The sequence below is a fragment of the Cypionkella sp. TWP1-2-1b2 genome (assembly GCF_049896245.1).
In the GTDB taxonomy this organism is placed as follows: domain Bacteria; phylum Pseudomonadota; class Alphaproteobacteria; order Rhodobacterales; family Rhodobacteraceae; genus Cypionkella.
The window spans coordinates 1-11,792 of record NZ_JAFCTX010000002.1 but is presented as its reverse complement, the minus strand read 5'-3'; the positions used below and the strand labels follow the sequence as shown (position 1 = coordinate 11,792).

The window sequence follows — 11,792 nt, the reverse complement described above, 5'->3', positions numbered from 1 at the left end:
CTTATGTTCCTCTCGGTTTTCGACATGTTCAAAGTCGGCGTCGGCCCGTCCTCGTCGCACACCATGGGCCCGATGGTCGCCGCCGCCCGCTTTCTCGATCTGATGCGTGCCTCGCCGTTCAAATTCGGCGGCGTCAAAGCCTCCTTGCACGGCTCGCTCGCCTTCACCGGCATTGGCCATGCCACCGACCGCGCCACGATCCTTGGCCTCGCAGGCTTTCACCCCGCCACTTATGATGCCGCGAAAGCCGAAACCACGCTTGCGGCGATCAGCGAGACACACACCATCCATGCAGACGGCCTGCCGCCCCTGCACTTCAACCCAAAAGCCGACCTCGCCTTCGACTACGGCCCGGCTTTGCCCGGCCACGCCAATGGCATGGTGCTGAAGGCCACCGACGCGCAAGGCGACGTGATCTTGCAGGAAACCTACTATTCCATCGGCGGCGGCTTTGTGCTGAGTGCTGGTGAGTTGACAGAGGCAGGTGCTGGCAAAGCAAAGATCAAAGCCGATGTGCCCTATCCGTTCGAGACCGCCGATGAAATGATGGCGATGGCAAAGGAGTCTGGCCTTTCCATCGCCCAGATGAAACTCGCCAACGAGCTGAAATTCCGCAGCAAGGCCGAGATCGACCAAGGCATCGCCCGGCTGTGGCAAGTGATGAACGATTGCATCTCGCGCGGCATGGAAGGTACCGGCATCCTGCCGGGTGGCTTGAAAGTGCGCAGACGGGCCAAAGGCATCCACGATGCCTTGCTGGCCGAACGCGGCTTGAACATGACCGCGCCGCACACCATCAACGACTGGATGAGCCTCTATGCGATGGCGGTGAACGAGGAAAACGCCGCAGGCGGCCAGGTTGTCACCGCCCCCACCAATGGCGCGGCGGGCGTGTTGCCTGCGGTGCTGCGCTACTACCTCGACCACGTCCCCGGCGCGTCCACTTCGAAAATCGCTGATTTCCTGCTCACCGCCTCGGCCATTGGTGGCTTGTGCAAACACAACGCCAGCATTTCGGGTGCTGAATGTGGTTGCCAAGCCGAGGTCGGCTCTGCCGCCGCCATGGCCTCCGCCGCCCTCGCCGCCGTGTTGGGCGGCACAGTGATGCAAGTTGAAAACGCCGCCGAAATCGCACTTGAGCACCACCTCGGCATGACCTGCGATCCCGTCGCGGGCCTGGTGCAAGTGCCCTGCATCGAGCGCAACGGTCTGGGGGCGATCAAAGCCGTCTCGGCAGCCAGTCTTGCCCTGCGCGGCGACGGCGAGCATCTGGTGTCACTGGATGTCTGCATCGAGACCATGCGCCAAACCGGCAATGACATGCATGAGAAGTATAAAGAAACCTCGCTCGGCGGCCTTGCTGTCAATGTGCCGAACTGCTGACAGGGTGATCTGGCGGAGCCGCAAAGCGGCACGTGTTTTCCCTTCCCCCGGCTCCCGCCGGGATGAAGGGGCTGCCGCCGCGATGAGATTGAGACCGTGAGCATCGTATGGCGGTTGCATGTGAGTATTTCCAAAAGAGCAACTTCTGCATCTGCTGCGCCGTGCGAGGTCGCTTTTAGGCACGACACCCGAACGTCGCCCGGGCTAACCATTGCCTATGAACAATGATCGCATCCTTCGTGGCATCCTGCTGATGCTGGCGTTTTGTGTGATGGCGCCTTTGCTCGACACCGCCTCGAAACTTGCCACCGCCGCGATCCCGGTCGGCCAGATCACCACCGCCCGCTTTCTGGTGCAAGGCGCTTTGATGCTGCCCATCGCCCTGCTGATGCGGGTGCCTTTGCGGATGAGCGGCAAAACCGCCGCCCTGATCACCCTGCGCGCGGTCTTTCTGATCGCCTCGACCTATGGCTTCGTTGCAGGCGTGCAGGTGATGCCGATCGCCGACGCGTTGGCCATCGTGTTCATCGAGCCGTTCATCCTGTTGATCCTCGGCTATCTGATCTTCGGCAACCCGGTCGGCCCGCGTCGCATCGCAGCCTCTATCGTTGGCTTTGCCGGGGCTTTGCTGGTGATCCAGCCCTCAATCACCCATTACGGCACCGCCGCGCTCTATCCGCTGGGCACCGCGTTCAGCTTTGCCTTCTACATGCTGATCACCCAAGCCATCGCCACCGGGATGCACCCGGTGACCCAACAGTTGCACACCTCCATCGCCGGAAGCCTGATCTGCCTGCCGATCCTGCTTTGGGCCAATGGCAGCGGCATCACCGAACTTGACCCGGTCCTACCGCAGGGTCTGAACTGGCTTTGGCTGTTCGGCGTCGGCTTTTGGGCGGCGGCAAGCCATATGTGCATGACCGTGGCGCTGAAATGCGCCCCCGCCTCTACCCTCGCGCCGTTGCACTATCTGGAGATCGTCACCGCCGTTACCCTCGGCTATCTGGTGTTCGGCGATTTCCCCAATGCGCTGACTTGGGCGGGCATCGCGATCATCGTGGCCTCTGGCCTGTATATCATCCACCGCGAGCGGATCACGCTACACCAAGCCCGCTCAGTGCTGCCGCCAGAGATTTGATCGGCAAGATCACCAGCATCTTGCGCGCCGAGAACCGCAATTCCACCGGGCCGGATACTTCGTTCGAGGTGCCAATCATCGCATCGGGCGCGAAATCCAAGCCCTGCAACGGCCAGCGCAGACCTTGGCTTTCCCCGGTCACCGCCGCCATCGGAAACAGCGAGAACCGGCTACCCAGCGGCAGGTTCAGCCGCATCTGCAAAGGTGCCAGAAAGATCACATCCTGCGGCGACAGCACCAGACAGCGCTGATCGGGCGCGCGCACCAAAGCGTTCAGCACCGCCAAACCATGATCCAGCCGTGCCCCTGCGAATCCTATACCGAGCACGAAGGGTGCCTTGATCGAGCGCAGCGCCTTGTCGAAATCGGTGGTGATTTGTTCGGCAATCGGAAACAACCGTCCCGCCAGCCGGGCCTGCGCCTGATCACTGATCGAATCCATGTCGCCAATCACCGCCTCAGGCGCCACTCCCAGCGCCAAAAGCCGGTCCGCACCGCCATCAGCCCCAACAATCCTTGGGGCAAACCGCATCGCCCGCGTAAGCTGCGCTTTGCCGAACGGCCCGCCGCCCGCCAAAGTTACCCCCTGCAAAGAGTCGACAATCACCTGCATAATCCCGATACTGTCCTTCGAATTGCGGCACAAACCCCGCAGCGTGAACACAATCAATCCTTCAAATTACCCTGTTCTGTCCACGGAATTGAACAAAGCGCAGTGCAGGTTGGCGACGTGAACTTTGTAAAGGCGGCATCCCGATGATCGGTGCAAGTAAAATTCTTACCGTTTCTTACGGAACTTTCAGCTGCACGCTGGAAGGGTTCGACGAGCCTTTCAACACCATGAAGGCCATCGCCGAATATTTCCGCGATCTCGCCGCCGAAGACCGCTATTTCGGGGCCGAGCCGCCCACCCCCGATGCCGCCATGCTGCACCGCATCGCCGAGCGGGAAATTCAGCGCCGAGTTGAGGCGAAAATTCAGGACAATGGCGTGATCTTGCGCGCTGGCGACGTTGAAGCGCCTGCGCTCGCCGCCCCCGTCATTGCACCTGCTGTCGCCCCCCCTGCTGTAGCCGCTGCCGTGGATGCCAATGGCGAATCCGTCGCCGAACGGCTGTCCCGCCTGCGTGCCGCCCAATCCGCTCCAATGGCTGCCGAACCCGCCATTCACCACATCGCCGAAGCCGCCGCTCTTGCCGACGACAGCTACAGCGAAGACCAACATTCCGATGACATTCTGGCCAATATCGCCGCTTTGGCGGCCCCGGAAGCTGGCTCGGAAACCACTGTCGAAGCGGATGCACCCGCACCGCAATACGCTAACGAACCCGAAGCCCTGATCGTCGCAGAGATCATCCCTGATCATCAAGACACATCAGAGACCGAGATCGAGTCGCAGGATCTTGCCGATCTGACAGCCCTTGACGCTCCAGTGCTTGCCGAAGCTGCTGACACCAGTGCCGCGTTGCCCGCAGCCGAAGAAGGCTATGACGAAGACCCCGCCTTGCAGACCGACAGTTCCGCCGATCTTGCCGCCGCCTTCGCAGATGATCTGCCCGAAGTCGAAAGCCTGATCGCAGCCGAAAGCCTGATCGCCAGCGAAGATCCGGTGATCGAAGATTTTGCAACTGCTGCGCAAGAAGCGCCCGCAGCCGAAGACTATGACGACGAAATCCTCGCTGATGTGTTGCCCGAGCACGATCCGATTGCCGAAGCTGCGGCCTATGCCGATGAAGACATGCTGGCCTCACTTGGCGCTCTGATCGCCGAGAACGATCAAGTCCAGCCTGAAACTGATGCAGCCTCGCCGATCTCAGAGCCGCTGATCGCGGTTTCCGATGCAGTATCTGAAGCCACTCTGTCAGAAGTTGATCTGTCAGAAGTTGATCTGCCAGAAGCCGCTGACGCAGCAGAAGACGATGCGGAAGGCGACATCTTGCTCGCCAGCTTGCCTGCGACACCGGAAACCACCCCGGAATTTTCCATCGCCCCCGAAATCCAGCCGGAACCAGAAGCGCAGGCCGCTGCCACAGCTTTCCCCGAAGCAGCTTCCGAGTCGGGCGAGAAAATCCAGCGTGCCCGCGCCCGTGTGATCAAAATCCGCCGCGCCGATACACCGCGCGCGCCCGAAGCAACTCAAGCCGAAACCGCTCAAACCTCGCTGCTCTCGCCCGAGGCCGAGGCAGCCCTGCAAGCCGAACTCGCGGCGCTAGAGGCCGAGGTCCCGGCGGCATCCGCCCCAATGTCAGCTTTGCCGGTGCGCCCGACCCGCCCCGTGCGTCAACTGACGCCGCGCCCGATTGAGGCCAGCTTTGACGACGACGATCAACTCGCAGCCGCTCTGGCCGACGCGCCCGTCGCTGATGCACCTGCCGCAGAAATCCTGCCCGAGATCACCCCCGCAGCGGACGCCGTTGCAGCCTTGCTGGCCTCCACCGCGCCCGCAGAAGCTGAAACAGCTGCTGAAAGCGATGCCCAACCGCAGCCGACCCAACACACCGAGGGTCGCAAACTGTTGGAAACCGAATCGGATGACGACGCCGTCACCCGGCTGATGGCCGCGACCAATTCCGCGATGGACGATGAAGACAGCCGCCGCCGCCATTCGGCGATCTCGCATCTGAAAGCCGCCGTCGCCGCAACCGAGGCCGAACGCCAAATCAAAGCCGCCAACCCCGGCCGCCCGCAACCTGATCGTCAGGACATTTACCGCCACGATCTGGAAAGCGTGGTCCGCCCGAAGCCCGCCGACGGCAGCATCGAGGCCCGCGCCGCCGCCAATGCCGAACGCCTGACGCCGTTGGTTTTGGTGTCGGAACAACGCATTGACCGCGCCAAGCCCGTCGCGTTTGTGCCTCCCGTGATCCAGCCGCCCGCCGCCCCAACCACCCCCCGCGTGGTGATGCCGGTGCGCCCGCGCCGCGTCAGCGGTGCCGCCAGCATGGCCGCGATGCAAGCCATGCCAAATGAAGACAGCCTGATCGGCGACGCAAGTGACGATCTGGACGACGAAGATCTGCTCACCGCCGAAGATGACGGAAATTTCTTCGCCGAGGGCCAGAACTTCGCCGATTTCGCCGAAAAACTTGGCGCAACTTCCTTGGCCGAACTGCTGGAAGCCTCTGCGGTCTATTGCACGCAAGTGCTGGGCCGCCCGAACTTCAGCCGCCCCCTTGTCATACGTCAGCTGGAAACCCTGATCGACGAACCAGATCACCAACGCGAAGACTGCCTGCGCGCTTTCGGCACCCTGCTGCGGCAAGGTCGGATCGCGAAAATTAAGCGTGGCCAATTTGCCATGACCGAGCGTTCGCCCTTGCTGGCGGAGGCGCTTCGCTTTACCGCATAAGCCAACACAACAGGGCCGAGGCTGCCACTCGCGCCCGATAAAACAGCCGGAACGTTGGGGAATGTTCCGGCTGTTTTCATTGCTGATCAGGGTTTGCGATCAACAGGTGCGTCAGGATCAGGCTGCCCTACCCCCAAAAATACCGATTTGAACGGCAATATCCACGCCACGCCCAACAGCAGGTAGGCCGGAACCTCGGCCCAGATTGGCAGACGATCAATTTTGCCGATCAGATTGACCGCCACCACGACATAAATCGGCATCCCGACCAACAGGATCAGCAAAGACCACCGCTTCCGGGCCTTGTAACTCAGCGCCATCGCACCCTCCTACTGCCGCTCCTGTCTCGCTGCGCAGCGGTCCTCGCCCCAGCGAAGCGCGAAGCACAGCGCGCAATGAGCGCCCGTTCAATCCGCAAACGGATCGGTCACCAGAATCGTATCATCACGCTCGGGCGAGGTTGAAAGTAGCGCCACCGGACATTGGATCAATTCCTCAATCCGCCGCACATATTTGATTGCAGCGCCCGGCAGATCGGCCCAAGACCGCGCGCCTGCGGTATTCTGGGTCCAACCTTCCATTTCCTCATAGATCGGCGTGCAGCGCGCCTGTTGATCGGCGGCGGTTGGCAGATAATCCAGCCGCACGCCATCCAGATCATAGCCGATGCAAATCTTCAGCACCGGAAAGCCGTCGAGCACGTCCAACTTGGTCAAGGCAATCCCCGACACGCCAGAGGTCGCACAGGTCTGCCGCACCAAAACCGCATCGAACCAGCCGCAGCGCCGCTTGCGCCCGGTGACGGTGCCAAATTCATGCCCACGCTCACCCAACCGCGCGCCATCAGCGTCAAACAACTCCGCCGGGAACGGGCCTTCACCCACCCTGGTCGTATAGGCCTTCACGATCCCCAACACGAAATCAATCGCCGTTGGCCCCAACCCCGTGCCCGTCGCCGCCTGCCCTGCGATCACATTCGATGAGGTCACAAACGGATAGGTGCCGAAATCAATATCCAGCAAAGCCCCCTGCGCGCCCTCAAACAAAATCCGCTTTCCGGCCTTACGCGCCTCGGTCAAAACCTTCCACACCGGCTTGGCATAGGGCAAAACCTGCGGCGCAATCGCGCGCAACTGATCGAGCAGAGACTCGCGGTCAATCGGCGCAATCCCCAAGCCCCGGCGCAGCGCATCATGGTGGCCCATCAAGCGATCCACCCGAGCTTCCAACGTCGTCTCGTCCGCCAGATCGGCCACCCGAATGGCCCTGCGACCCACTTTATCCTCATAGGCCGGACCAATGCCGCGCCCGGTGGTGCCGATCTTGGCCACCCCGGTCTGCCCCTCACGCGCCCGATCCAACTCGCCATGAATCGGCAGGATCAACGAGGCATTCTCGGCCACCATCAGGTTTTCCGGCGTGATATCAACACCCTGCCCGCGCAGCTTTTCGATCTCTGTCACCAGATGCCACGGATCGACCACCACGCCATTGCCGATCACCGAAAGCTTGCCACCGCGCACAATCCCCGAGGGCAGCAGCGACAGCTTATACACCTTGCCGTCAATCACCAAAGTATGCCCGGCGTTATGCCCGCCCTGAAAGCGCGCAATCACATCGGCCCGCTCTGAGAGCCAGTCGACGATTTTCCCCTTACCTTCGTCGCCCCATTGGGCTCCGACGACAACAACATTGGCCACGGCATATCCTTCGCGTTCTGGAAAAACCGCGCGACCTATAGCGACACCTGCGCAGCTATGAAACCGCTAAATCACGTGGGCCCGCTAGACAGACCGCCGCAGATGCGCCACCAAAGACCAAACGAGGGGGAAAACATGGGCATTATCCTGCGCTGGCTTGGGGCATTTCTGTTGCTGTCAGCCACCTACAACCCGACCCAAATCAACTTCACCCGCTGGGCCGAGGCGAATTGGCACACCCAAATGCCGCTGACCCTCCTGCTCGGCCTCCTTCTCGGTGTCGGCTATATGATCTACATCGGCGCCACCCTGCGCTCGATCGGCACGTTCGGCATCCTGCTGGTCGGCGCAATCGTCGCCGCCCTCGTCTGGGTGCTGATCGACTACCAGATCCTCACCCTGCAAAACCCGTCCCTGAACCTCTGGCTCGGCATCTTCGCGCTTTCGGTGGTGCTGGGCATCGGCCTGTCATGGAGCATCATCCGCCAGCGCCTCTCCGGCCAAGCCACTGTGGATGAGGTGCAGGACTAACCGTCAGCGCACCGACCAGCCGAACACCACCATCCCGACCGCCATCGCCAGCATCAAAACCAGCAACGCTATACTGCGCCGCCCCAAAACCAGCATAATCACACCCTGAACCGTGGTGATCAGCCCAAACACCAGCAAAAACAGGCTCGCCATCCCTGGCAGACTGCGCAGCCGCTGCTCATCACTCGAACTCGCATCCAAGCCGTCAATCCGCAAACCCGCCCCCGGCGTGATCGCCTCTGGCACCCAATCCGGCATCGGCCTTGCCAGCACAATCCAGATCAACCACAGCCCCACTGCCAACAGCGGCAGCCCGCAGATCAGCACAAACACACCCCGGATACGGGCGCTTCTCGCCGTCATCTTTTGCATAATGTCTCACTCAACTTATCGCCTGAATATCGCGAGTATGTCCCGGATTTCCAACGAAGCAAGTGGCTTGCCCCAACGCGTTCCGCTAGACTGGGCGCACCCAATCAAGGACGCCTCATGCTGCTCTACATCACCCTCGGCACCAACGACATCGCCCGCGCCAAACGTTTCTACGATGCCACCCTAGCCCCCATCGGCCTGCATTTCATGGGCGAATATGACGGCGAAATCGGCTATGGCCCTATCCTCGCCGCAAACCCCCTCGTCTGGATCAACCAGCCCTTTGACGGCAACCCCGCCACCGTGGGCAACGGCTCGATGCCCGCCTTTAGCGCCCAAACCCGCGCCGCCGTCGATGCCTTCCACCAAGCCGCCCTCGCCCATGGCGGCCGCGATGAAGGTGCCCCCGGCCTGCGTTATGATCCGAATTTCTACAGCTGTTACGTCCGCGACCCCGACGGCAACAAACTCTCCGCCGTCTGCACCGCCGTCTGCACCGCGCCAGAATAGCTCCGACCTTAGCCATTCACATTGGCTCAAATACTCCCGCCGGAGGCACCTTAGGCCAGCCGAGCTAGCCTCCGGCGGGGATATTTGAGCAGAGAGGATGACCAAGAGCACCCGAGGGGCTTGCACGCCTGACTGCATCCGCCTAGATAGGCCGCGACCTCTTAGAAAGCCCGGCCCGTATGGAAAACGTCGTTCTCACCGTCCACCTCATCCTCGCTTTGCTGTTGATCGGCGTGGTGCTGTTGCAACGGTCGGAAGGCGGCGGGCTTGGCATGGGCTCGTCGGGCGGGGCAATTTCGGGCCGCGCGGCCGCGACAGCCTTGGGCAAAGTCACTTGGGTGCTGGCGGCGATGTTCATCGTGACCTCGATCACCATGACCATTCTGGCCGCGCGCTCGGCTTCGACCGCTTCGGTGATCGACCAGATCGGGGCCGAACAACCCGCCGCAAAAGCCCCGGCTCCGGCACTGCCCGCAGGCGGTGATCTGCTGCCGCCCTCGAATGATGGCAGTCCGGCAGCACCTCCGGCCGCGACCGCACCCGCAACGCCTCCGTCAGCCCCGGATGCCACAGCCCCTGCGGCACCTGCGCCAGCGACGCCTCCGGCCTCGAACTAACACCAACTGTTGCAGCGCAACACCGCCAACCGACAGCATCTAGCGGTCGGGTTGCGCATTGGCTTTGCTTAAGCTATTGCTCAACTCCCGTGATGCTGTGATTCCAAACCTGCGAATCAGAGCCGTTTTAACCAATGCACGGGGGCCCCCACATGGCACGCTATATCTTTATCACCGGCGGCGTGGTGTCCTCGCTTGGCAAAGGCCTCGCCTCTGCCGCCCTTGGCGCATTGCTGCAAGCCCGTGGCTACACGGTGCGATTGCGCAAACTCGACCCCTACCTGAACGTCGATCCCGGCACGATGAGCCCGTTTGAACACGGTGAGGTCTTCGTCACCGATGACGGCGCGGAAACCGATCTTGATCTGGGCCACTATGAGCGTTTCACCGGCGTCTCCGCCCGCCAGACCGACAGCATCTCCTCCGGCCGTATCTATTCCAACGTGCTGGAAAAAGAACGCCGTGGCGACTACCTTGGCAAGACCATCCAAGTCATTCCCCACGTCACCAATGAAATCAAAGACTTCCTGCGCATCGGCGACGAGGAGGTTGATTTCATGCTGTGTGAGATCGGCGGCACCGTTGGCGACATCGAAGGCCTGCCGTTCTTCGAGAGCATCCGCCAGTTCATCCACGAACGCCCGCGCGGCCAATCCATCCTGATGCACCTCACCCTGCTGCCCTACCTCGCAGCGTCAGGCGAGTTGAAAACCAAACCCACCCAACACTCGGTCAAGGAACTGCAAAGCATCGGCCTTGCCCCCGATGTGCTGGTCTGCCGCTCTGAACACCCGATCCCGGATCGTGAGCTGGAAAAGATCTCGCTGTTCTGCAATGTCCGCAAAGAACATGTCATCCCGGCCTATGATCTGAAAACCATCTACGAGGCCCCGCTCGCCTACCACCGCGCGGGCCTCGACCAAGCCGTGCTGGATGCGTTCGGCATCACCCCCGCCCCCAAGCCCAACCTCGCCCGCTGGATCGACGTGATGGACCGTCTGACCCATGCCGAAGGCGAGGTCCGCGTTGCTATCGTCGGCAAATACACCCAGCTGGAAGACGCCTATAAGTCGATTGCCGAGGCGCTGACCCATGGCGGCATGGCCAACCGCACCCGCGTCAAAGCCGAATGGATCGACGCCGAAATCTTTGAGCGCGAAGACCCCGCGCCCTACCTTGAAAACTTCCACGCCATCCTCGTCCCCGGCGGCTTTGGCGAGCGCGGCACCGAAGGCAAAATCAAGGCCGCCCAATTCGCGCGGGAAAAGAAAATCCCCTATCTCGGCATCTGTTTGGGGATGCAAATGGCCGTGATTGAGTCCGCCCGCAACCTCGCAGGCGTCACCAACGCAGGCTCGGAAGAATTCGACGTTGAGGCCGGTGCCAAACGCTTCACTCCCGTCGTCTACCACCTGAAAGAGTGGATCCAGGGCAACCACGTCGTCGCCCGCAAAACCACCGACGACAAAGGCGGCACCATGCGGCTTGGCGCCTACACCGCCGCCCTCACCCCCGGCAGCCATGTCGCCGAAATCTACGGCACCACCACGATTGAGGAACGCCACCGCCACCGCTACGAGGTCGACGCCAAATACATCACCGAGCTGGAAAAATGCGGCCTGATCTTCTCCGGCATGAGCCCGGATGGCCGCCTGCCCGAGATCGTCGAGGTCAAAGACCACCCATGGTTCATCGGCGTGCAGTTCCACCCGGAGTTGAAAAGCAAACCCTTCGCCCCGCACCCGTTGTTTGCGGATTTCGTGCGGGCGGCGAAGGAAGTGGAGCGGTTGGTGTGAGTCAGTCAATTTAACGAATTAAAATCATAGGTTTAGCATGGCAAATCAACTTTTACAGAATATTCTTGATCAAATTGGAGAGGGCAAATCACCAACAACAACTGTGCGAACATTTTTGGCATGGTTTGATGCCTATCGTAGACGTGCTGGCGTGGTTGATCGCATTAGAGCCGAGCTTGCTGAATATGAGTTGGAGACAGTACCTGATTTTGAATCGGCTTGGATTGACAGTTTTATATCATTTGTAGCGATTGCCCCACCAGATATTGAAGCAGATCGGCTCTGTTGCACAAATCGTGAGGGATTCCCTGCGTGACTGCAAGGTGTTAGTCGCAGGGTATGAGCAAACCTGCACCTCCGACCTACCGCACGACGAACTGGCGCTCTTACAACGCCG

Annotated in this window: 12 protein-coding genes; 8 read left to right on the top strand and 4 right to left on the bottom strand. The window is 61.2% G+C overall.

Going from position 1 to position 11,792, the window contains the following annotated elements:
- The first annotated feature begins 3 nt into the window (after positions 1-3).
- Complete coding sequence (locus ACP7AP_RS01255; RefSeq protein WP_426031425.1) at positions 4-1,383, top strand: L-serine ammonia-lyase; 1,380 nt, start codon at positions 4-6, stop codon at positions 1,381-1,383.
- 217 nt (positions 1,384-1,600) lie between these two features.
- Positions 1,601-2,521: a DMT family transporter gene (locus tag ACP7AP_RS01250; protein WP_426031423.1), complete on the top strand. Its 921-nt coding sequence runs from the start codon at positions 1,601-1,603 to the stop codon at positions 2,519-2,521.
- On the opposite strand, the gene ACP7AP_RS01245 is transcribed toward ACP7AP_RS01250, so the two are convergent.
- On the bottom strand, positions 2,478-3,134 hold the full coding sequence (locus tag ACP7AP_RS01245) for a thiamine diphosphokinase (protein ID WP_426031421.1): 657 nt from the start codon (positions 3,132-3,134) through the stop codon (positions 2,478-2,480). The genes ACP7AP_RS01250 and ACP7AP_RS01245 overlap by 44 nt on opposite strands.
- Positions 3,135-3,277: 143 nt before the next feature.
- Here ACP7AP_RS01245 and ACP7AP_RS01240 point away from each other — a divergent pair, with 143 nt between their 5' ends.
- Positions 3,278-5,869 (top strand): hypothetical protein, encoded by a 2,592-nt coding sequence (locus ACP7AP_RS01240; protein WP_426031419.1) that lies wholly within the window; start codon positions 3,278-3,280, stop codon positions 5,867-5,869.
- A gap of 86 nt (positions 5,870-5,955) precedes the next feature.
- On the opposite strand, the gene ACP7AP_RS01235 is transcribed toward ACP7AP_RS01240, so the two are convergent.
- On the bottom strand, positions 5,956-6,189 hold the full coding sequence (locus tag ACP7AP_RS01235) for a DUF2842 domain-containing protein (protein ID WP_426031417.1): 234 nt from the start codon (positions 6,187-6,189) through the stop codon (positions 5,956-5,958).
- 87 nt (positions 6,190-6,276) lie between these two features.
- Positions 6,277-7,569 carry an adenylosuccinate synthase gene (locus tag ACP7AP_RS01230; RefSeq protein ID WP_426031415.1) on the bottom strand — a complete coding sequence of 431 codons (1,293 nt, stop codon included), beginning with the start codon at positions 7,567-7,569 and terminating at the stop codon, positions 6,277-6,279.
- A 135-nt stretch (positions 7,570-7,704) separates the two neighbouring features.
- On the opposite strand from ACP7AP_RS01230, the gene ACP7AP_RS01225 reads away from it, so the two are divergent.
- Positions 7,705-8,100 (top strand): DUF6524 family protein, encoded by a 396-nt coding sequence (locus tag ACP7AP_RS01225; protein WP_426031413.1) that lies wholly within the window; start codon positions 7,705-7,707, stop codon positions 8,098-8,100.
- Positions 8,101-8,103: 3 nt separating this feature from the next.
- On the opposite strand, the gene ACP7AP_RS01220 is transcribed toward ACP7AP_RS01225, so the two are convergent.
- Positions 8,104-8,472: a hypothetical protein gene (locus ACP7AP_RS01220; RefSeq protein WP_426031411.1), complete on the bottom strand. Its 369-nt coding sequence runs from the start codon at positions 8,470-8,472 to the stop codon at positions 8,104-8,106.
- A 117-nt stretch (positions 8,473-8,589) separates the two neighbouring features.
- On the opposite strand from ACP7AP_RS01220, the gene ACP7AP_RS01215 reads away from it, so the two are divergent.
- The 4 genes from ACP7AP_RS01215 (at position 8,590) to ACP7AP_RS01200 (ending at position 11,711) form a co-directional block, all read left to right on the top strand.
- Entirely contained in the window at positions 8,590-8,982 is a 393-nt protein-coding gene (locus tag ACP7AP_RS01215; protein WP_426031409.1) for a VOC family protein, read from the top strand.
- A gap of 179 nt (positions 8,983-9,161) precedes the next feature.
- Positions 9,162-9,599: a preprotein translocase subunit SecG gene (gene secG / locus ACP7AP_RS01210; protein ID WP_426031407.1), complete on the top strand. Its 438-nt coding sequence runs from the start codon at positions 9,162-9,164 to the stop codon at positions 9,597-9,599.
- A gap of 152 nt (positions 9,600-9,751) precedes the next feature.
- Positions 9,752-11,395 carry a CTP synthase gene (locus ACP7AP_RS01205; protein WP_426031405.1) on the top strand — a complete coding sequence of 548 codons (1,644 nt, stop codon included), beginning with the start codon at positions 9,752-9,754 and terminating at the stop codon, positions 11,393-11,395.
- Positions 11,396-11,432: 37 nt separating this feature from the next.
- Positions 11,433-11,711 (top strand): hypothetical protein, encoded by a 279-nt coding sequence (locus tag ACP7AP_RS01200; protein WP_426031403.1) that lies wholly within the window; start codon positions 11,433-11,435, stop codon positions 11,709-11,711.
- The last annotated feature ends 81 nt before the right edge of the window (positions 11,712-11,792 follow it).

Bases quoted from the DNA above. Each gene is read 5' to 3' on its own strand.
- ACP7AP_RS01220 (WP_426031411.1), bottom strand. From the start codon at position 8,472: ATGCAAAAGATGACGGCGAGAAGCGCCCGTATCCGGGGTGTGTTTGTG.
- ACP7AP_RS01255 (WP_426031425.1), top strand. From the start codon at position 4: ATGTTCCTCTCGGTTTTCGACATGTTCAAAGTCGGCGTCGGCCCGTCC.
- ACP7AP_RS01240 (WP_426031419.1), top strand. From the start codon at position 3,278: ATGATCGGTGCAAGTAAAATTCTTACCGTTTCTTACGGAACTTTCAGC.
- ACP7AP_RS01205 (WP_426031405.1), top strand. From the start codon at position 9,752: ATGGCACGCTATATCTTTATCACCGGCGGCGTGGTGTCCTCGCTTGGC.
- ACP7AP_RS01245 (WP_426031421.1), bottom strand. From the start codon at position 3,134: ATGCAGGTGATTGTCGACTCTTTGCAGGGGGTAACTTTGGCGGGCGGC.
- ACP7AP_RS01250 (WP_426031423.1), top strand. From the start codon at position 1,601: ATGAACAATGATCGCATCCTTCGTGGCATCCTGCTGATGCTGGCGTTT.
- ACP7AP_RS01200 (WP_426031403.1), top strand. From the start codon at position 11,433: ATGGCAAATCAACTTTTACAGAATATTCTTGATCAAATTGGAGAGGGC.
- ACP7AP_RS01215 (WP_426031409.1), top strand. From the start codon at position 8,590: ATGCTGCTCTACATCACCCTCGGCACCAACGACATCGCCCGCGCCAAA.
- ACP7AP_RS01225 (WP_426031413.1), top strand. From the start codon at position 7,705: ATGGGCATTATCCTGCGCTGGCTTGGGGCATTTCTGTTGCTGTCAGCC.
- secG (WP_426031407.1), top strand. From the start codon at position 9,162: ATGGAAAACGTCGTTCTCACCGTCCACCTCATCCTCGCTTTGCTGTTG.
- ACP7AP_RS01235 (WP_426031417.1), bottom strand. From the start codon at position 6,189: ATGGCGCTGAGTTACAAGGCCCGGAAGCGGTGGTCTTTGCTGATCCTG.